Here is a 20,468-nt window from a genome sequence, read left to right on the forward strand (position 1 = left end):
AGCAGCCACGCCGGTTGCACGCCGCAAGTTTCGCGCCTCACGGGAACGTGATGCGCGCCTCGTCCAAAAAAACCCCGGACGAGCCGGGGCTTTGATTGCCGGAATAGCGCCTTCTATTCAGCCGGCGAGGGTTTCTTTCGGAACAATGCCGTCAGATTGTCCCACAATTCGATCTTGGCGCCCTGGCGCTTCATGATCACGCCCTGCTGCAGGATCGACAGCGTGTTGTTCCAGGCCCAGTAGATGACGAGGCCGGCCGGGAAGCTGCCCATCATGAAGGTGAAGATCACCGGCATCCAGGTGAAGATCTGCGCCTGCGTCGGATCCGGCGGCGTCGGGTTCATGCGCATCTGCAGGAACATGGTGATGCCCATAACCACCGCCCAGGCGCCCATATGCGGCAGGAATGCCGGTGGCGCGAAGGGCAGCAGGCCGAACAGGTTGAAGACCGAGGTCGGATCGGGCGCGGCCAAATCCTGGATCCAGCCGAAGAACGGCGCGTGCCGCATCTCGATGGTGATGTAGAGCACCTTGTAGAGCGAGAAGAACACCGGGATCTGCAGCGCCACCGGCCAGCAGCCGGCGAGCGGATTGATCTTCTCGGTCTTGTACAGCTCCATCATCGCCTGTTGCTGCTTCATCTTGTCGTCCGCGTATTTCTCGCGGATCTCGAGCATCTTGGGCTGCACCTTCTTCATGTTCGCCATCGACGCATAGGATTTGTTGGCGAGCGGGAAGAAGAGGGTTTTGACGACGACCGTGGTGGCAAGGATGGCCAGGCCGAAATTGCCGAAGAATTTGTACAGCGTGTCGATCAGGTAGAACATCGGCTTGGTGATCCAGATGAACCACCCCCAATCGATCAGCCGGTCGAACAGCCTGATCTGCCGGTCCTGGGCGTAGGCGTTGATCTTGTTGACTTCCTTGGCGCCGGCGAAGATCTCGGTCTCCACCGTCGCCGACTGGCCGGCGGCAATGGTGATCGGGTCGGTGAGGAAGTCCGACTGGTAGCGCGGGCGGCCATTGTCGTAATAGGCATAGTGCGGCTGGAAGGGCTGCTTCTCGGTCGGCACCAGGGTGACCGCCCAGTATTTGTCGGTGATGCCAAGCCAGCCATCGGTCGATTTGCTCGGCGTATACAGCTTATTCTTCTCGATGTCGGCGTATTTGTGCTCCTGCAGGCCTTCCGTGCCGGTGACGCCGATCAGGCCTTCATGCAGCACATAGGAGCTGGCAATGGCTGGCTTGTCGAAACGGATGACGCGGCCGTAATTGGACAGCGTGACCGGGGCCGAGCCTGAATTCTGCACCGCATCGGAAACGGTAAACATGTAGTCGCCGTCGACGGAGATCGTGCGCTTGAAGGTCAGGCCCTTGTCGTTGGTGAAGGTCAGCGTCACTGGCGTCGCCGGCGTCAGAGTCGCATTGCCGTCGACGCTCCAGACCGTTTCCGGGCCCGGCACCGTGCCGGTCGTGTCGCTGCCGACAAAGCCGATCTCGGCATAATAGCCGGTGGGCAGCGCCTGCGGATTGAGCAGCTGGATCTGCGGCGATGTCTTGTCGACCGTCTCGGTATAGTGCTTGAGCTTTAGGTCGTCGAGACGCGCGCCGGCCAGGTTGATCGAGCCCGACAGGCTCGGCGTGTCGATGTTGACGCGGGCCGTCTTGGCCACTTCCTGCGCGCGGCCTTCCGGCGTCGTGACATAGGTGCCGGGCGCGTTTGGAATGGCGCCGGGCGCTGCGGGCGCCGGCGTGCCGCCGGGGTTGGCGGCCTCGGCCGCCTTCTTCTGCTCCGCCGCCCGCTGCTCTTCGATGCGGGCCGCCTCGCGCTGCTGTTCGCTGCGCGGCAGCACATAGAAATATTGCCACAGCCCGAGGATCAGCACCGACAAGACGATGGTGATGTAGAAGTTCCGGTTGTTTTCCATCGAAAGCCCTTGGCCTATCGTGTTCCGCTGAGACGGCGGGAGAGTTCGGCCTTCAACTGGCCGAACGGAATGGTGAGCACGTCTTCACGCCCGACGATGACATAGTCATTGCCGGGCGCCATGTCACTTGCGGCATGGGTGCGCACGGCTTCTTTCAGCCGCCGCCTGACGCGGTTGCGGACAACCGCATTGCCGACCTTCTTGGTGACGGTGAAGCCGACGCGCGGCGGCAGGCCGTCATTGCGGTCGAGAACTTCGACGAGAAAAAGCCGCCCGCGCCGCTTTTCACCGCGGCGGACGGCCAGGAATTCCGCACGTTTCAGAAGCCGCTTGGGGTTTGGTCCCACTGGCTTGCCGGTTGCGGGCAACGATCTCGTCTTCCGTTCAGGCGCTGAGCCGCTTGCGGCCGCGGTTGCGGCGAGCTGCGACGACGCCGCGACCACCCTTGGTGGCCATGCGAGCACGGAAACCGTGCCGGCGTTTGCGGACGAGTTTGGACGGTTGGTAGGTACGCTTCATTTGTTTTAATACCGCGGGGTGCGGCCCTTCTTGATTCTGTCACTGTGTAACAGGAGCTTTGCCGGGCCGGCATTGGCGCGATCGAAACCGCGCCGGGACGAATGGCCCGAGCGTGAGCGGCTTATAGAAAGAAGGGTTTTGGGAGTCAATCCAGCGCGAACTATGAGTTCGTCGCAGCGCGAACACCCAGTTCGAGGCGGTCTTTTATTGCTGGCACCATCGTCCAACGAAGGATGAAATTGGCAAAAAAGCCGCAATCGCCTAATCTCAACCGATCAAGCGTTTGTGAAGACAGGCCTTAATGAGCGAAGTTGCATCAGCGGATGAAGGGAGCGGCCCGGCGACAGCCGATGCCAGCCCGGCGACCGTTCGCCCGGTTGCGAGCCGTTCGGTGCCCAATCGTTCAGTGCCCTTGGCGCGCGGCCTGTCGACCAAGCTGCTCTTGCTCACCATTGTCTTCGTGCTCCTGGCCGAAGTCCTCATTTTCCTGCCCTGGATCGCCAGCTACCGCCTGGCCTGGCTGAAGGAGCGGCTAAGCACCGCTGCCGCGGTGTCGATCGTGCTGGTGCAGGGCGAGCCCAATTCGCTCTCCCGCGCCGCCCAGAACGACGTGCTGATGGCAATCGGCGCCAAGGCGATCGCGGTGCGCGACGGCGGCGTGTCGCGCCTGCTGGTGGTGGCCGAGATGCCGCCGCAGGTCGACGAGCATATCGATATCGCCAATGTCGGCATGATCAAGGGCATGACCGGGGCGCTGGATACGCTGTTCTTCGGCGGCAAGCGCATGCTCAGGGTGTTCGGCCCGGTCGGCGACAGCGACAAGGAATTCGAGCTGATCATGCCCGACTATTCCCTGCGCAACGCCATGCTGCGCTATTCGCGCAACGTCGCCTTCGTCTCGCTGCTGATCTCGCTGTTCACCGCAATGCTGGTCTATGCCGCGATCGACCTGATCATGATCGGCCCGATCCGCACCATGACGCGCTCGATGCTGTCCTTTTCCGAGGCGCCCGACGATCCAGGGCGCATCATCCACCCGGCCGCCCGTGCCGACGAGATCGGCGTTGCCGAGCGCGAACTGTCGCAGATGCAGGAACGGCTGCAAAAGATGCTGTCGGAGCAGAAGCACCTTGCCGACCTTGGCCTCGCCGTCTCCAAGATCAACCACGACATGCGCAACATCCTGGCCTCGGCGCAGCTGATGTCGGACCGCTTGCGCCTGGTCAAGGACCCGACGGTGCAGGCCTTCGCGCCAAAGCTGTTGCGCGCGCTCGACCGAGCCGTTTCCTATTCCGAAGGCGTGCTCCACTATGGTCGCACGCAGGAGCCGGCGCCCTCACGCCGCCGCTTGCGGCTGCGCCAGCTGGTCGACGACGTCCACGGCCTGCTCGACATCGAGGACGGCATCGAGTTCGTCAATGCCGTCGAGCTCGCTTTCGAGGTCGATGCCGATTCCGACCAGCTGTTTCGCGTGCTCACCAATCTGTGCCGCAATGCGGTGCAGGCGATGGCGGCCGACGCCGAGAGCGCGCTGGTGCGCCGGCTCGCCGTATCGGCCGAGCGCATAGGCAGCGTAAGCCGCATCATTGTCACCGACACCGGTCCCGGCCTGCCGGCGAAGGCGCGAGAAAACCTGTTCGCGGCGTTTCGCGGCTCGGCCCGCAGCGGCGGCACCGGCCTTGGCCTGGCCATCGCGCACGAACTGATCCGCGCCCATGGCGGCACGGTGGAGCTGGTCGAATCGATCGGCGGCCGCACCACCTTCGCCGTCACCATCCCCGACCAGCCGGTCCGCCTCGACCAGGCCCGCAACGGCCTGCGCCGCCCTGCCTGAGCTGTATTTAATATTCAGCCGAAGCCGGACTGAGCTGAATCTCAGCACCCCTTGATCGGCACCGTCGAAAGCAGCTGCGACAAAACTTTTGCCGGATTGGCTTGCTTTTCGGAAATTCAGTCGCTAGGGAACACGTCTTGTCGCGGCCGGTCGTCAGGATCGGTTAGCGGGGCTATGTAAAGCATGGCCTGTTGCGCGCCCGTAGCTCAGCTGGATAGAGCACCAGACTACGAATCTGGGGGTCAGGAGTTCGAATCTCTTCGGGCGCGCCATTCCATCTAATTGATTTCCCTGCGCTTTTTGACACATTAGGCGAGTCAGCGCCGGCTTGATTTTTGGAATTCAGCCGGTTTTTCAGCCGGTTTTGAACAGTCGGCGCCCCCCGGCGACAAAATCGCACCATAGGTGCAGTGCCCTGTGGCAAATAGCGGATTCAGCGTGGCGACAGCAGATTCACTGGGGTGACTACCTGCCGGCCTGGGCCGTCTTGCGCGCGTTCTACGGTCGTCGCCTGCCGCAGTCCGTATCGAGGACCGCCAGTTCCTCCCCCAATGCGGCGATCAAGGCCGCCACCCGGCCGCGCACGCGTCGATTGAGATTCATCAAACCCTCAACGAGACGCCGGCCTTCCGCACTGGCGATGAAGTCTATGCGCTCGTCTACCGGCAGAGGCCGAGTATCCCGGGTGGTCTCGTTGCCCGGCAGGCCTTCGAAGAAGCGGCTGACGGGAACGCCAAGTGACGTGGCGATCTCGTAGAGCATGGAGGCGCTCACACGATTCCTTGCGTTCTCGTATTTCTGGAGCTGCTGAAAGCTGATGCCTATGGATCGGGCAAGCTGGGCTTGCGCTACGTCCGACTGTACGCGAACGATCGCAATCTGCCTGCCGACATGCTTGTCAGCGGGATGAGGGCTCGGTTGAGGTTTGGGTTTTGCCCACGCCGTAACAGCGGAAAGCGGTTTCTGTTCTGACAACGCTTCTCGCTTTTGCATGGGTCACTTCCCCGGAATGTGAGTCTGTCGCGGTGCGCCGCCAGTCAGCAAATTTCCGAATGCTTGGGGAGTTACAGACCTGCGCGAAACGGCATGGACGCCTTCAACTCGGCTCTCTCTGCCGCCTAATCCGGACAATATCCTCGATGGCCGAGCGGATTTGGGGCCAGGGAAACTCGGCATCGTCCTCAGACGACTGACCTTCCTTAAGCGCAGCATCAAGCTTGGCTCCTATGCCGGCAAGCGTAGTGGCAGGAGTTTCAGACAATTCTTCGAGCAAGGCCTCTGCTCGGTTGGCCGCCTCGTGCTCTGCAAGCATCGCGGCAGAGTACCCAATTTCCCTGTCGGCAGCATCCCAGCGCGCCTGATGGGCCGCGAAGTCTGCTTCAGCCTTCGCGAGAACTGTTGCGTCGATGGGGTCGACGCCTAGTGATTCACGAATTCCCTTCAGTGAATGCAGTGTCACACTCGTACCATTCGAGAGTATCGTCGCACGCGGAAAACCAATGGTTTCGGCGAGCTTCCGCTCTAAGCGTTGTTGCTCACGGCACAGCCGCTCGGTCAATTTGTGGGCGTCCTGCCAATGGCGCCACACCGTTACAGCGGGATCGCCCGATTGGTCCTCTTCCAGAGCCTTGCGAACAAACTCGGTGTGCCGCGACCCCACCATTGCATTTGTTGTTCGGGCAGCTACGGTCCTGCCCGTGACGAGGGGCAAAGTCGTGGTATTGTCGGAATCAGCCATGATCCGAGCTCCGTCCAGCTTGGTAGTGGTCAGGCTGGCGCAAACGCGTTGGCATGTAACCAACCGAGTTCGTGGCCTCTCCTCAATGTCAGCCATTTAGACTGACTTTCATTACAAAGTCAAGCAAAAAGTATGATTTCCAAATTTAACCCGATGTCGGTTGAGCAGTGCAGAGGAGCTAGGGCGATGCTCGGCTGGAGCCAAAACCAACTGGCGGAAGCGGCGGGCGTTTCTCGCGCAACGGTGGTCGATTTCGAACGAGGGCTTCGGATTCCTCATCGTAACAACCTGACCGCCATTCAGCAGTCCCTAGAGACTGCAGGGATAGAGTTCATATCCGAGAACGGCGGCGGACCAGGTGTCCGATTCTCACGCAGAATAGACGACCCTAAAATGGAAGTCCGTTAAGGGCCGTTAGCTGTAAGACAGGTTCTGGATGACGTAGCTGTTCCTCGCCAAATAGCACGGTGCCGTATGCGCTGCGATGTCCGTATCGGTCCGGAGCGCTATTCTAAATCGAAGCGGAAACCGAAAAGTCCTCCGGTCTCGTCGTCGGCGAGTTTGACCGGATTGACGAATGGCTTGAACGAAACGTCGCTAGCGAGTTCGGCCTTGTCGAGCTCGTCGCTATTGAGCGCCACGATATACTGGCCGCTCACCTCGCCGGCTATTCCCATGCCGTAGACCAGCGCCTGCGCGACCTGCCGGGAATCCACCCCGTCGAACAGATGGCTGTCATGTACAAGCATCCGCGGCCCCGGCGCGAAGCGGTCGAACGCAATACGCAGCAGTGCGGTGTCGAAACAGAAGAGCTTCATCATGTCGATGCCACCCTTGTTGCCGCCGCCCTGAATCTCGATACGGAATTTCGGACCGGATCGTGACGCCTCGACGATGAGGTTGCCCGTGCGATCATCGTAGAGCTCGGTGATCGCATGATCGACCAGCACGGTTGCCCGCTTGATGCTGTCCTCCGCCTGCTCGTAGCTGCGCTGGAGCATCAGCTCCAGATCCGCAGCTTCGGCCTTGAGCTGGGCCTTGTTGTTCTCGAGGGTCGCGGCATGCTGGAGCTTGCTGCGTAAGGTCTCGGCACGGCTGACGAGTTCGCCGAACTGCTCGCGAAGACGGATGAGATCCTCGAAGGCGCCCTTGCCCTCGAGCGTTTGCAGGATGTCTGTCCGTTTGCTGGTCGCATCCTCAAGTTGTTGGTTCAGACCGTCGCGCTGGGTGACGATCTCGTCGATCTGCTCCTGCAGATAGAGGCGCCTATTGGTGGCCACCGATGCCTGAAATGCCTTCACCTCGTCAAAACGGCGCAGAGCGACATCCGGAAGTTCGACACCGGCGGCGGCATAGAGCCGCTCAACATCGGCATAGGCAGGCGGCGTCTCCTGTTCGAGCGCCTTGGTCATATAGTCTACCGCCGAATCCGCTTCGGCGAGTGCGAATGTCAGCTCGGTCGCAAGGTCCTTTAGCGCCGAAGCCTGAGTGGCGAGTTCGCGGTAGCTGTCATGGAGTTGAAAGTGCTCAACCTGCGTGCGGAGCTTTTCGATCTGCTCCTCTGCCCGCGCCAGTTGGGGCCGGATTTCCGCGGTCGTGCCGAAAATCTGTCCGAGATCTCCGTCCTTAATCGCCTTGCTCAGCGCACTGATCACCTTCTTGCGATCCCGCATGTCCTGAAACCTGCGGGCGACGCGCCAGTCGAGCGCCAACAGATAGGACAGGGACACTTGCCAACTGCTGGGTTGCTGGTCGCTGCTGTTCTTCTCGATGCTGCTGAGCCCACCGACTTTGCGCCGGCGCGCGAAATAGCCGACCAACTGCCGAAAGCTCGGCGCGCCCTTGATGTCAAAGGCGGTTCCGGACCGGTCATGTGGCAGGGCGAACCACCGGGCGCCTAAGACTCCCTTCCAGTTGTCGAGCGAGATGCTGGTAGGTTCGTCGCCGGTCTCGAACAGATCCCGCGGTGGTGTAAAGCCGAGCGCTTCGGCATCTGCCGCCGACAGGATGATCTTGTCATCGCTGGCGCCGGAGCGGGTGGCGCACACCCAGCGATCACCAAGAAGAAACTCTACCGTGAAGCTGTGGTCGATAAGTTCGACATGCTTGAACAGCGACGTCTTGCCGGCGTCGCTGCCGAGCAGGAAATGAAGGATCTCCACGAGGCTTGTCTTGCCCGCCGAGTTTCGCGTGTGCCGATCGGTCGAGGTTTCGGCGACATCAGCCAGGATGATGTTGAGGCCAGAATTGAACACGAGCGCCTTAAACGACGGCAGCGTGCTGCTGATCGAGCGGATCATGCGGCCGACCTTTTAGTGAGCAGGTCGTCGTGCAGTTCGATCGCCTGAATGGCATAAAGAAGTGACAAGGCCAAGACGAACCAGTCGAATGGCAACGGCGAGGCGTTCGCGCGTTTCGACCTGCGTGCCTGCACGGCTTCCCAGACCCCAGACACCGAGCTTTGCTGACCTAGGACGGCGAGGATGTCGCCGCCGATCGTCAGGAGCGCCCTGTCGGGCTGCAGGTTCTTACCGGGAAGGATCATGCCACTCTCGTCGTTACCGGCTTATCCTCAAAAATCATGCATTTCTCGAACAGATAAGCGAGGAGGCTCCATACCGACACATCGAGCGCGGCGGACGTCTTTCCCCCGCCCGCGGCGAAATCGTAAAGATGGAAGAGGATATCGTCGGGATCGAGACTCTGTGCCTTGAAGTCGAGATATTTGGCTTTGAAGGCGCCGGCAAGATTGCCCTCAAGCAGCGGATCCTGATGATCCTGCACGAGTTTGGCCACTCGAATGGCGTTCTGCATACCCTTGACTATCCGGTCCTGAGAGTGCGCGGACAGGCCGTTGAAATGCAGTTTCTGCTGTGGGACTTCGACGGGACCGTCGTCCGGGACATGGCGATGATCGACTACAGCCATGATGCTCTCAACAACGGATAACACGACTGTCGGCTGGAGAGCTCGAAAATCCTCGTCGGTCGCAGCATCGCCGACGAGCGCCTCGATCGCCTCGGTGTCGAGCGAGAGCAGCGCATTCTCGAACTGCTCTTTACCGAAAAGTTCGATCTTACTCGTGCTGTTTTGGTCGCGCAGCTCCAGGATCTTCTGGACGATCTGCGCGGGCGGTTGCTCGACATAGTTATGAACGAATTTCCAAACCTTGAGCCTGGGCCAGTGCTCAAGAGCGCCGGCGAAGTCGGTATCGACCTTAGCAATCGCTGTCTTAATCGCCGCTTCGGTTGCGTTGGCGCCAGCATTGACGGGGCCATAGCAAGCAAAAATGGTCAGCGGATCCTGCAGAAGCCCGTCGCATTTGAGGTCACCGCGGGAATAGTCGGTTCCGATCGGCAGAAACTTGTCGCCGTGTATCGCCGTCATCAGTTCGGAAAGAAACTCCTGGAGGCGTGTCCCTTTCGACCTCCGCAACTTCAGCTCTAGTGCTGCCCGAATGGCCTTTTTTCGGGATAGCGAGTGCGTCAAAGTGAAACCCCAGACTTGATCATAACCGAGCGCGAACCGCCAACCATCATCAATACTAAGCCAATTCGATCAAGTGACGGCCCGAGGCATGGATCGTCGTGGCCTTGTTTCGGAGACGACTCGAGGATGGCTTACAAAGCAAAGCTAACGGTAAACAGCGTAGTTGTCTTTGGCTCGGATCACCCGACCGTTGTTCTGCGTTCGAATGGCCGCTTTCAGCCTCCGGACGATGACCGCCCGAACGGCTTAGGTGAGGCGCAAGCTTGCGGATCGGCCGCTTCCGGACAAATTCTTATCGAAGCCGCCGTTCCGCCGCCGACCGCCGACACTTCAAGAATCCTCACGGCCTCCCAAAAGTTGCCGTGACCCCTTTCATTGCAGTGCGGCTAGCAGGTGGGGCCGCTACTAGCATTTCCGCGAGGACTCCGGATAAACACTACGTGTCATTGAGTTTGAGCTGAATCTTGGGGGGGCAAATGCCTGGCTCGATAGAAATTTGCAATCTGCGTAACATCCGACGCCTCAAGTTCTCAATCCCAGATCGCGGAGTTTGGCTGCTCACGGGCGCCAACGGCGCTGGCAAGACATCTCTGCTGGCCTGCCTTCGACGGCTTGGTAGCGCCAATGCTTTTCCCGTACACTTTCCCTCATCATTGCGCTCGGAGCGTCTCGACAATCATGCTACCGGGACTGTGACTTACGAGATTAATGGCTCACAGGTAGAATACGCCTATCGTGGTGCACGCTGGACGCCACGGCCTCGAAGTGCCTCACATCTATTCCGGAATTTTGGCTACGCGTCAGTCACCTACGTTGGGGCCACTGCAGACCGCATAACTCCCAGGCCCGAAGACTTTGATACCCGTCACGTCAAAACCGTTGATAAGCAGATTTTGGTCGCGGCCAACCAAATTTTTCAAACAGACAAGTTCACGAATTTGCGGTCAATCAATCTGACTCGAGGCATCGGCAACAATGCTTTCGTGTTGGCCTTGGGCACGACGCCTCAGACTTACCACTCTGAAAAGCACTTCAGCTTGGGAGAGCTGTGCGTTCTAAAGCTTCTGCGGCTACTGAAAGATGTCGCAAACAACAGCATGATTATCGTAGATGAACTCGAGATGGCGCTGCATCCTAGAGCGCAGGTCGAGTTACTCCGCTATTTGGAAAAACAAGCAAAAGAAAAATCGCTGACCGTGATCTTTTCTACGCACTCAGTCACCCTTCTTAAGACCATAAATCACAATCGTATCATTTACCTGGAGAGGCAGGATGACGGAATAATCAGCCCCGTTGTCGGCTGTTTCCCAACCTACGCTATTGGTAATATCGCCGCCGAGGAAGAGACACTTCCTGACATCATGCTGTACGTGGAAGACCTTTTCGCCCGGGATTTCTTGAATGCGTTCTTCGAACTGTTTGTCGACGAAAAATACGGCGACCCCACGCTTCGCCCCTCAGCCAAAATTGTTCCAGTGGGTGGCTTTAACGAGGTTGTTGGATTTCTAGACCGAAATCGCTCGGTCCTACCTGCATCTGTAAGGCAAAAGGCCGTTCTCGATGCGGACGTCGCGACCGAGACCCTGACCCAGTGGCAGAATGCGAAAAATCACGCGAAATTGGCGAAGCATCAGGAGTTAAAGGAATATATCGCGTTTCTCCCCTTCACCCCAGAAGTTGGGTTCATGGATTATGCAGCCAGCAACGCGACGGGCTTTGAGCAAAAGCTCCGGGAAAGGTGCGGCGACAACCAGTTGCAGGTTCGGAGCATCGTGGGGAAATACAACACGTCTCTGACGGGCCCTGCGAAAAGGCAGGCGGCGAAAAAGAGCATCAATGAACTGATGGACTATTTGAAGACGCGCACTCAGGGCACAGACGAGTTAGTCCGAGAGAAATTGAGTGGGTTATTCGCAAACTTGGAGTGGGCGACGTATAAGCCAGAGTTCATGACACTGTTCGGCAGTCTCACGTAGGTCGTACAGGATGACCAGAACTAACCCGGAACGTCGCGGTTTGCGGCGTGCACCAGGCGGTGCTGCAGACATGAAATTCTTCGACCTCGAAAGCAGAAATGATCATCGATCTGTTTGGGACCGTCAGCTGACCGACAACTTTTGGGCCTTATGAGGGGAAAAACTTCCGTTCGACGGAGACGGCCTCTGAGCCGGAAACCGCAGCTCAACCTAAGGTCTTACAGCCGTCTACGCTCCTGGCAAGGCGTTCCAATGAACCTAAATTCCTTCGCCACACTTTTGGGAGGGCAAGCCGCCACCCTTTCGTATTGTGTGAACGAATGTTAGCCGATGCAAGCGCGTCTTGGTTCCGCTAGCATCATCGTTCTCGGGACAAAGGATCTACGCCATGTCGCTAGCTGATGATGCAATCGGCAATTTGCACATCAAAAACGATGCGGCTTTTGAGTTTTTCGTGGTATATGCCCGATATGAATACGCCGCCAAAGTAGCGCGATATGTTTATAAGCCACCTCTTCAAGGTAAAAAACTTCCAGAACTAAAGATCAATCTGCAAGATGTAGCCGACAATATCAAAGATAAATTTCATATAGCCATTCAGAACGATAGAGCGCTTAGTGACGCTGTCGCATACTATCAACAATTTCCGCCCAAAGGCCAAGTGTGGAACGGTGCAGGACCAGACTGGGCTGATATAGAATACAATGACACGTTCCCCTGTATCCTACTGCGGCGGCTCGCCCAAGCTAGAAACAACCTTTTCCATGGCGGCAAAGGCTGGAAGGGTGATCAGCAGACTTGGGATAGGGATAACTTGCTGATTTCGCACGGGTTGATCATACTCGAAGCGGTGATCAAGAGCGACGAAGCTTTAAGCGGAGATTTCACTTCGTACCAGTAATCGCATCGGCACTGCGCCTTCAGGACGGCAAAAGACAGCGGCGGCGCCATTCGTACGATGTCGTTGGTTCATGCGATTGTCGGACCCTGACTTACAGTCCACCACCAACTTCGCTGCTCCAACGGGCGGAACCGCAAAATGGACCCAGTCGGGCAAATTGAGAGAACCCCGCAGATCAACGTGGAGCGGCGAGGACGAGCGATTTCGGAAATCAAGGGCGGGATTTAAGTGTGAAAAGGCGGCATTGTGTTTTCTGCGGCCAGCCGGCGATTAACAAAAATCGGGAGCATATCCTTCCCAAATGGCTGCTTGAGCTCACGGGCGACCCAAGTCGCGTCGTGACGATGGCATTCGACCCGGAAACGGGTGAACCAATCAAATTCGCTTGGTCAGCTCTGGTTATGCCGGCCTGCGAGGCTTGCAATGCGGAGTACAGCGCTCTGGAAGCAGCGGTCAAGCCAATCTTGCTGGCACTGCTGGAGAGGCGACCCATAACGTCTCGCCAGTACTTCTTGCTCCTAGACTGGCTCGACAAGGTTCGTGTCTGCCTTTGGCTGAACCAGCTAATTCTGCAGAAGACGATGGAGACCATCAATCCTCATCTGCATGTCGGTAATCGCATCGGCACGAAGGATCGTCTGCTCTACCTCTACACTCTCGATGGGCAAGCGAGGGGGTTGAATGCGTTCGGCATAGAGAGCCTGATTTTCCAGCACCAGCCTAGCTGCTTCGCACTCAGGGTAAACGACATTATCCTGTTCAACGCATCCAGCGACTATGCATTCTCCGATGGCTGTGGCTTCTGGCATCCGGAGCGCATCAACAGGCAGATCGACGGGGAGTTCGCTGGGCGCGTGGTCTTTCAGGGTCATGCGATGACGCGCAAGATTACGCACCCCATTGTGGACTACCCCCTCCTAAAGGCGGCGATTCGCATCATCCAGCCCATTGCTCAGCGCGGCGAGGATGGTGAGTTCTTTGGCCCGCTTCGGAAGAACGAGAGCTATCACCTCAGGAATATGTCTGACCCGTCACGTGGAGCCGGAATCCTTTTCCGGCAGTTCGACGATAAAGTTCTTCCCATCCGCAATTTCGACGCGCTAATCGAATTCGAGGGCGTGGATGCAGTCAATAACGGCAGCGCCGGCGATATTGCGGCACAGGTGTACCGCTTCCAGGCCTACCTGTTGCATAAGGGCGTGGAATTGGTGGGAAGCGAACCAGCAATCGCTCACGCCAATTCGATGTCCAACATCCTGACGACGACCAACGAGATGAGAGCAGTCCTAACCGAGCGGGGACAGAGGAGCGATCAGGGAAGGGACTTCGTGACGCTCGCGTTTCGCGATGCAATGGCGGCCGCCAAGCGCCCTCTTGCAAGCGAAGGAGAAGGAGCGCGGCGATGCTGACAATCGCGCGGTCGCCGGATTCAATCCGTGGTAATCTTGACTCCACGCCCGACGGATTGGGCTCTGAGACCCTAGCAAAGCTGGCCGACCAGGCAATCGTGCAAGCGTAATCAAGCTTCGCAGGACGGATTTCTCGAAGCGGCATCTGCCGCTGATTCGCTTGTCTCAACACCGATTGGGAAACTGTTTCTCTCAAAGCCGTCGGCACTATGACATGAGGCGTCCAGTCGTCTTGCTTTCATCGATACGAGGGGCAAACTAGGAAGCTCTTGCCGCTGGATGTCCGGACTGGCTCAACTGAAGGTAGACGAGGATTTGCTGCGTCGCCGATTGGTCATCGTTGACACACCGCTCGCCATGCGGATGGCTCGCCTCGAGGCGGCGAAAACGGGACAGCATGGCGTCGAAATCCTTACCCTGCCGTTGCTAGCGGCGAGGCTAGCGGGAGGATTCGCGCGTCCAGCCGACCGAGCCAGTATCTATGGCGCGGTCAACGTCGAACTCGTCGGCGCGGAGCTGATAGAGCTGCACTCAGTGCGCCGCCTACCTGGAATGGGACGAGCAGTCGTGAGATCGCTCGCGGCTGCGTGGCGTGAAGCTACGCCGCTGGCCGATCTCGCGAGATCCTCAGACCGGGCGGCCGATCTCAACCGTCTGGACAGAGGCGTGCGCGCAAATTTGCCAAGCGGAATGCTCGCGCCGCCCGACCTCGCGGCTGCGGCGATCGCCAACGCGGATCTGAGTGTGAAGCTCTTCGACAGCGTCGTGCTCAAGCGCGTGCTGGATGTAGATCCGGTATGGCGCCCCCTGCTTGCCGTGATCACCGAGCGCCTGCCGGTCAGTTGGCTTGCCGTCGGCACGACTGACCGCAGTTGGTTCCAAGGTGGGCCGTTGGAGATCGCTTCAGGGAGCGGAGTGATTAGCGCTGCTGAAATCTGCGCTGATCCGCGTTCCGAAGCGATCGAAGCACTGCGCTGGGTGCGCTCGCTGCTAAGTTCGGGACACGTGCAGGCATCTGACATTGCGCTAGTAGCCGCCTCACCATCGTCTTGGGACGAGCATCTGCAGGTGTTCTCCGCCGAAACGATCAACATCCACTTCTGCCATGGCCGGCCCGCCCTCGGTACTGCGCCAGGTCAGGCTTGCGCGGCCCTCGCCGATGTTCTGCTGCACGGGCTGAGCCAGGATCGCGTACGACGCCTTCAACGGCTCTCACCATATCTGCGCAAGGAACTACCGCTGCGGTTGTTGCGCGGCCTGAAACCGGATGCGGGCCTCTTTTCGGCGGCACACTGGCGTCGCGCGCTCGAAGCGGCGGGCGACGAGTCGTCGATGAGAGCCATGGAGGTGCTTGGACCGATCCTCGACCTGCTTGAGGGGGGCGCCGGCAAAGCCGCAGAGGCTGGAGAGCGTCTCCTCGCCCGCAAGAGCCTCACGCTCTGGCGTGACGCTCTGCGCCAGGCGCCGGCAGCCGCGCTGACGACGACACTGAAGACCCTCCGGGTCGCTGACGATTTCGAGCCGGGCAATAGCGTTGTCTGGGGGCCGGCGGCCGAACTCGCCAGCGCGCCGCGAAAATATATGAGGCTGATGGGTGTGAGTACCCGCAACTGGCCACGTCCAGATGCGGACGATCCCATTTTGCCGGCACGCATTGCTCCACTGCGACCCGACCGGCTATCAGTCACGTCGCTGGACCGGCAGCATTTTTCGATCCTCGTGTCGGCTGCGAGCGGCGCTTGTGTCATTTCTCGCTCTTCCCGCTCCGCAGAAGGGACGCTGCTCTCGCCGAGCCCGCTCTGGCCCGCCAAAACACCAGAAGCCATACACCTGCCCCGGACCAGAATACCGGTGCATGCAGCCAACGAGGCTGATCGCCTGCTGGCGCGTCCTGCGGAGGCGCGAAGCGATCTGCGGATCGCCGCGGCGCAGCTCGCCTGGACGAACTGGAACCGGCGCGAGGTCACAGCGCATGATGGGCGCCTGCGGCCACACCATCCCGTTGTCGCCCGGATCTTCTCGCGACCGCATTCATCTACTACTTTGCGCCGCCTGTTGCGCGATCCGCTCGCGTTCATCTGGAAATATGGCCTTGAGTTGTATCGGCCGCGCTGGGCCACCCTCCCGCTCGAACTTGAACCCGCTGTTGTCGGGGAGCTCGTTCACGAGATGATCAAGGAGACGATCGGCCGGCTTCAACCTGTTCCGGGCTTAACCCGCGCAAGTGACGAGCAGTTGCGTGACGCCATTCGCGATGCTGCCCGCTTTCTCCAGGACCAGTGGCCGCTCGCGCGCCCCGTGCCGCCGCCAACGCTCTGGCGCTATACGCTTGAAGATGCCGTGCGGCGCAGCAAGCGGGCGCTCACGCCCAAGCCCTCTGACGAAGAGGGCTCGAGCCTCGGCACGCGCACATGGAGTGAGTTGGCGTTCGGCGACAACGTTGCTGCGCAGGACGCGCCCTGGAAGGGCATCGCAGCCGTCGGGCTTGCGATCGGGGATTACCGAGTCAAACTCGAGGGCCGCATCGACCGCCTCGATCTTAGCGCTGACCAGCGCATGGTCATTCTATCGGACTACAAGACCGGTGCGGTGCCGTCTTCAGCCCGGAGTGTCGTCCTAGATGGCGGACGCGAAATCCAGCGCACCCTTTATGCTATGGTCGCCCGGCAACTATTGGGCGATGATACGGCTGTGGTTTCTCGCTTGGTCTATCTCGATCGGGACGTCACCACTGCAGCGCTGTCAGGCGACCGGCTTGCTCGCGCGGAGGCCGAACTAACGGCCCGCATCGCGACCGCTGCGTTGATCCTCGAAGCCGGCGAAGCGCCGCCTGGACCGGATGCGGTTGAACGTTACAACGAGTTGCGGCTGCTGCTGCCTGCCGACCTCGATCGCTATCTCGCGCGCAAGCATGAAGGCTTCGAACGGGCTGCCGCGGGTCTCCTGCCTCTATGGGCTGGCCCATGAAGCTCTCCGATGAGGCTGACCGCCGTTCCGTGCTTGTCGATCTCGGCGACACGTTGCTTGTGGAGGCCGCCGCCGGCACAGGCAAGACCGCCCTCATTGCGGGGCGCGTGGCGATGCTGCTCGCGACCAATCTTCGACCTGCTCAAATCGCGGCAGTGACCTTTACCGAACCGGCGGCCGGGGAACTTGCCGAGCGCATCTGCGACTATGTCGACCGGCTCATCGCTGGCGAGGTGCCCAAGGCCATGCTGCCGGCACTCCCCGATGAGATCGTGCCCGATGAGATGCGCCGAACACTCCGGGAGAAGAGGCCTGAACTCGATCAACTGACGGCCTCGACCATTCACGGCTTCTGCCATCAGCTGGTCACCCAATATGCGGTCGACATCGGCATCGATCCGGGAGCCCGTATTATGGACCGGACAACGGCGGAGCTGTTGTTCGAAGACGTGCTCAATGGCTGGCTGGTGGAGTGCTTGTCGAAGGCGCCGAGCGCCGACGATCCTATCGCCGTTCTTGCAAGCGAAAACCCTGCCGGAGTGCTGACGCGCATCAAGAAGCTGGCGGAGCTCAAACGCGATCACCCAGAAGCCGAGACGGTAGCGCCTTCCTTTGCTGCACGGCCGGACCGCGAGCTGGTCGAAGCGATCAGGGCGTTCTCAAGCTGGTTCGCCGGTGCCCCTATCGAGAGTCAGACTGCCGACATCCTTCAGGAACTTGAGAGGTTGTCGGTCTTTTATGACGAATGCCTTATGGGCCCGCTCGACTTTAAGCGGCTCTGGATCCTCGTCCATCCCGAGCGACTGTCGGTTAGCATGGTCGCCGACACGACGCGGCTGAAGGCATATCGGCGCAAGACGTCCTGGGTTAACGCGGACCCAGAGCGTGGCGCGGAGCTCAACGACGTGGCCACTCGGCATTACGAAACCGTCGATCACGCCTATCGCACGCTTCGCGGCGAGTTGGCGAACGCACTGGTCGAAAAGCTGTCGAAGCAACTAAATGTCGCAATCAGGAACTACACCGAGCGCAAACACCAGGCGGCAAGCCTCGATTTCGCTGATCTGTTGCGGCATGGGCTCAAGCTTGTCCGCAATCCGCGAATCCGCGAGGAACTCAGCCGGCGCTACGCGGCGATTTTGATCGACGAGTTCCAGGACACCGATAAAGAGCAATCGGAGATAATCTTCTCGATCGCAGCGAGTTCGCAACCGGAGAGCTGGCAGGCCGCACGGCTTCGTCCCGGTGCCCTCTTCGCGGTGGGCGATCCCAAGCAAGGCATCTATTCCTTCCGCGGCGCCGACATCGAATGCTATCGCGAGGCGCGGAAGATCATTGCTGCGCAACCTGGCGGACGCGTGGTTGAGATCACCGACAGCTTTCGATCCCACCCGCGCATCGTCGAGCACGTGAACTCGGTTTTCGCCCCCGTGTTCGACGGTCAAGAACAACCGGACTACGTAGCGATCAAGTCGACGCGTGCGAGCACCAGTATCGAACTGCCTGAAATCTCGCGTCTGCTGATCGAGCCCGAGATCAGATCCCCGGCCGAGGATCGCGACGAAGAAGCGCGACAGGTGGCTGAGCTCTGCTCGCGCCTAGTCGGCGCTGTCGAGGTTGAACGCAAGGATGGCAAGTTTTCTGCTTTGGTGGCCAGCGATGTCGCGCTGCTCGCGCCCACCGGCACTGAGCTTTGGCGCTACGAGCGCGCCCTTGAGGGCGTAGGCCTCGTGGTCGCCTCGCAGGCGGGCAAGGGCCTGTTCCGGCGACAGGAAGTCCAAGACGTACTTGCGCTGTTGCGGACCCTCGCCGATCCCACCGACAGGCTTGCGTTTATGGCGCTGATGCGTGGCCCGCTTTGCGGCCTCACCGACGAGGAACTCCTCGATATCGACCATGCGCTGCTGATGTCGACCCGTGCGGGCGAAAAGCCCCGCCGCTTTGGGTTACTTACTCCCGCTGACACCATCCACAATGCACAAGCTGCGGCGATCTTGCCTATCTTGCAGCGACTTCATCGCCGGCGCCGCTTCACCACCCCCAGCCTACTGCTGGCCGAGGCTATTGAAGCTTTGACCTTCGCCGCCATACTTTCCGTCAGGCATCAGGGGCACAGCCAGCGTGCTCTCGCCAACCTCGCAATGCTTGTCGAGCTGCTCCGCCGGGATGACGTCGGAGGTCTCGACGGCGCCGTCCAGCGGCTCAACCAGGGATGGGCCACCGCCGCCGCACGGACAGAGGGGCGCGTCGATCCTGTCGGCGAGGCGGTGGAGCTGGTAACTATGCACAGCGCCAAGGGAATCGAGTGGCCGGTCGTGATTTTGATCAATACGACCACCAAGCTCATGCACGAAAAGCAGTTCCTCTATCGCGCTTCAGACGACACTGTCCATTGGATCGTGGGTGACGTCACGCCGCCGGAGTTGTCGTTGGCGCAAGCCGAACAAGAGCGTCTGTTGCGCCTCGAGCGCAAGCGCATGTTCTATGTGGCCACTACACGTGCTCGGGACCTGCTCATTATTCCACACTTGCCTCAGGCAAAACCCGACAGCTGGTCCCGCCTGGTTTATCTCAAGCAAGGTGAGTTGCCTCTGTTTCCCGTAAACAAGCTGCCGCTCTTTACGCGCGCAGCCCTGGCGAAAGAAACCAACGTTCAGAATAGGGCAACATTCTCCGACGAGGCGGAGCGGGTGCGCGCCGCGTCGCCGACACTAGCCTGGCTGCAGCCGAGCCGCGCCGATCCAGATCGCTCTGTTGCGATCGATCTTCCAAATCCGGAGATTCAGGTTGTCGAGCTCGCTGCCACAGTAGTCGGAGCGGGCCGGGTTCGGGGGCTGATCCTCCATAAGCTTATGGAGGAGCTTATCACTGGCGAGGTAGCGGAAAGCGAAACAGCCTTGGTGGCCCGCGCCGCAGTGTTGCTCGAGCAGCTCGTGGGACAGGAGCCGCAGGCCGGGCAGCCGTTGCCAGAGGAGATGGGCCGCACCGCGCTCGCCAGCATCCGCCATCCGGCGGTTGCAACATGGCGGGGTGCCCTCGTCGCAGAGGTGCCGGTATGGGGCAGCCAAGGGGAAGGAAACATGCTGGCCGGTCGTGTCGATGCAATGGCCCTACAGGACGGTGAGATCAAAGCCCTGTTCGATTGGAAGAGCGATCGCCTTCCAGGCCCTGATGAGCGGCTGAAGCATGCGACGCAGCTGCGTCTCTACATGAACGCAACCGGAGTCGATCAAGGCTTCATCCTCTATATGACGGAGCTTGAGGCTATAGCGGTTACTCGGCCCAAGGGCCCGTGACCGCGATGCGACTTGTGGGCTATGCATTGAGTGCTGCGGGGAGCACCAGCCGACAAGCCTGCGCTCGGCCGCCATTCTAAGGCCGACGCTGGCGATGTCGGCTCTGGCCGAGCCGCAACGGCTACCTCCCAGGCAGCCGTGTCAACCGCTGGTCACCGCAAGCCAGGTCGACGAGATTCGACGTTGAGGGTTCGCCCGCTCAGTGGCCTGCTCACCAGACAGCATAAAAGGGACCCGCGTCCTCTTCCGAGAACTGGGTTTTCTTTCGAGCGTCTCGCTGCCGTACCTGACTACGCCCCTTCCCGGCCTACACTTCCTCAACTGCCCGCCGAGCAGCCGCACACTGCATTACGCCGCTGAAATCGCTCAGAAATCATGATTCTTGCAATGTGCGGTAAACATCCGCACTTT

The 20,468-nt window shown here is 59.8% G+C and carries 16 protein-coding genes and 1 tRNA gene; 9 read left to right on the plus strand and 8 right to left on the minus strand.

Annotated features, from left to right (window positions below):
- Positions 1–113 precede the first annotated feature (113 nt).
- The 3 genes from yidC to rpmH are packed head-to-tail and all read right to left on the minus strand — an operon-like array spanning position 114 to position 2,447.
- Positions 114–1,928 carry a membrane protein insertase YidC gene (yidC, locus tag NKJ78_RS12185; protein ID WP_023739770.1) on the minus strand — a complete coding sequence of 605 codons (1,815 nt, stop codon included), beginning with the start codon at positions 1,926–1,928 and terminating at the stop codon, positions 114–116.
- Between the two features lie 14 nt (positions 1,929–1,942).
- On the minus strand, positions 1,943–2,296 hold the full coding sequence (gene rnpA / locus NKJ78_RS12190; protein WP_023672264.1) for a ribonuclease P protein component: 354 nt from the start codon (positions 2,294–2,296) through the stop codon (positions 1,943–1,945).
- A 16-nt stretch (positions 2,297–2,312) separates the two neighbouring features.
- Complete coding sequence (gene rpmH, locus NKJ78_RS12195; RefSeq protein ID WP_008833937.1) at positions 2,313–2,447, minus strand: 50S ribosomal protein L34; 135 nt, start codon at positions 2,445–2,447, stop codon at positions 2,313–2,315.
- Positions 2,448–2,748: 301 nt separating this feature from the next.
- Here rpmH and NKJ78_RS12200 point away from each other — a divergent pair, with 301 nt between their 5' ends.
- Together NKJ78_RS12200 and NKJ78_RS12205 are read left to right on the plus strand one after the other, a co-directional pair.
- Positions 2,749–4,281: an ATP-binding protein gene (locus NKJ78_RS12200; RefSeq protein WP_023672265.1), complete on the plus strand. Its 1,533-nt coding sequence runs from the start codon at positions 2,749–2,751 to the stop codon at positions 4,279–4,281.
- A 195-nt stretch (positions 4,282–4,476) separates the two neighbouring features.
- Positions 4,477–4,553, plus strand: a tRNA-Arg gene (locus NKJ78_RS12205).
- 226 nt (positions 4,554–4,779) lie between these two features.
- Here NKJ78_RS12205 and NKJ78_RS12210 read toward each other — a convergent pair.
- The gene (locus tag NKJ78_RS12210) at positions 4,780–5,274 is read right to left on the minus strand and encodes a helix-turn-helix domain-containing protein (RefSeq protein ID WP_352562443.1); all 495 of its coding nucleotides are present in this window, start codon (positions 5,272–5,274) and stop codon (positions 4,780–4,782) included.
- Positions 5,275–5,377: 103 nt separating this feature from the next.
- Complete coding sequence (locus NKJ78_RS12215) at positions 5,378–6,019, minus strand: hypothetical protein (protein WP_352562444.1); 642 nt, start codon at positions 6,017–6,019, stop codon at positions 5,378–5,380.
- Positions 6,020–6,205: 186 nt separating this feature from the next.
- On the opposite strand from NKJ78_RS12215, the gene NKJ78_RS12220 reads away from it, so the two are divergent.
- The gene (locus tag NKJ78_RS12220) at positions 6,206–6,427 is read left to right on the plus strand and encodes a helix-turn-helix transcriptional regulator (protein WP_502903271.1); all 222 of its coding nucleotides are present in this window, start codon (positions 6,206–6,208) and stop codon (positions 6,425–6,427) included.
- 98 nt (positions 6,428–6,525) lie between these two features.
- Here the strand turns inward: NKJ78_RS12220 and NKJ78_RS12225 are convergent, their stop codons facing one another.
- Genes NKJ78_RS12225 through NKJ78_RS12235 form a run of 3 tightly spaced genes read right to left on the minus strand, consistent with a single transcriptional unit; the run spans position 6,526 to position 9,406 of the window.
- Positions 6,526–8,319 (minus strand): ABC-three component system protein, encoded by a 1,794-nt coding sequence (locus NKJ78_RS12225; protein ID WP_352562445.1) that lies wholly within the window; start codon positions 8,317–8,319, stop codon positions 6,526–6,528.
- Complete coding sequence (locus tag NKJ78_RS12230) at positions 8,316–8,564, minus strand: ABC-three component system middle component 6 (protein ID WP_352562446.1); 249 nt, start codon at positions 8,562–8,564, stop codon at positions 8,316–8,318. Before NKJ78_RS12230 ends, NKJ78_RS12225 begins: the two co-directional genes overlap by 4 nt.
- Positions 8,561–9,406: an ABC-three component system protein gene (locus NKJ78_RS12235; protein ID WP_352562447.1), complete on the minus strand. Its 846-nt coding sequence runs from the start codon at positions 9,404–9,406 to the stop codon at positions 8,561–8,563. The genes NKJ78_RS12230 and NKJ78_RS12235 overlap by 4 nt, the downstream gene beginning before the upstream one ends.
- 228 nt (positions 9,407–9,634) lie before the next feature.
- Here NKJ78_RS12235 and NKJ78_RS12240 point away from each other — a divergent pair, with 228 nt between their 5' ends.
- The 6 genes from NKJ78_RS12240 to NKJ78_RS12265 all read left to right on the plus strand — a co-directional run bounded on the left by NKJ78_RS12240 (position 9,635) and on the right by NKJ78_RS12265 (position 20,057).
- On the plus strand, positions 9,635–9,874 hold the full coding sequence (locus NKJ78_RS12240; RefSeq protein WP_352562448.1) for a hypothetical protein: 240 nt from the start codon (positions 9,635–9,637) through the stop codon (positions 9,872–9,874).
- Between the two features lie 110 nt (positions 9,875–9,984).
- Positions 9,985–11,484 (plus strand): ATP-dependent nuclease, encoded by a 1,500-nt coding sequence (locus tag NKJ78_RS12245; protein ID WP_352562449.1) that lies wholly within the window; start codon positions 9,985–9,987, stop codon positions 11,482–11,484.
- 388 nt (positions 11,485–11,872) lie between these two features.
- Positions 11,873–12,385, plus strand: a complete 513-nt coding sequence (locus NKJ78_RS12250) for a hypothetical protein (protein WP_352562450.1) — start codon at positions 11,873–11,875, stop codon at positions 12,383–12,385.
- Positions 12,386–12,615: 230 nt separating this feature from the next.
- On the plus strand, positions 12,616–13,794 hold the full coding sequence (locus NKJ78_RS12255; RefSeq protein WP_352562451.1) for a hypothetical protein: 1,179 nt from the start codon (positions 12,616–12,618) through the stop codon (positions 13,792–13,794).
- A gap of 279 nt (positions 13,795–14,073) precedes the next feature.
- Positions 14,074–16,761 (plus strand): PD-(D/E)XK nuclease family protein, encoded by a 2,688-nt coding sequence (locus NKJ78_RS12260; protein WP_352562452.1) that lies wholly within the window; start codon positions 14,074–14,076, stop codon positions 16,759–16,761.
- On the plus strand, positions 16,758–20,057 hold the full coding sequence (locus tag NKJ78_RS12265; RefSeq protein ID WP_352562453.1) for a UvrD-helicase domain-containing protein: 3,300 nt from the start codon (positions 16,758–16,760) through the stop codon (positions 20,055–20,057). The genes NKJ78_RS12260 and NKJ78_RS12265 overlap by 4 nt, the downstream gene beginning before the upstream one ends.
- The last annotated feature ends 411 nt before the right edge of the window (positions 20,058–20,468 follow it).

This window comes from Mesorhizobium sp. M0037 (assembly GCF_040323635.1).
GTDB lineage: Bacteria > Pseudomonadota > Alphaproteobacteria > Rhizobiales > Rhizobiaceae > Mesorhizobium.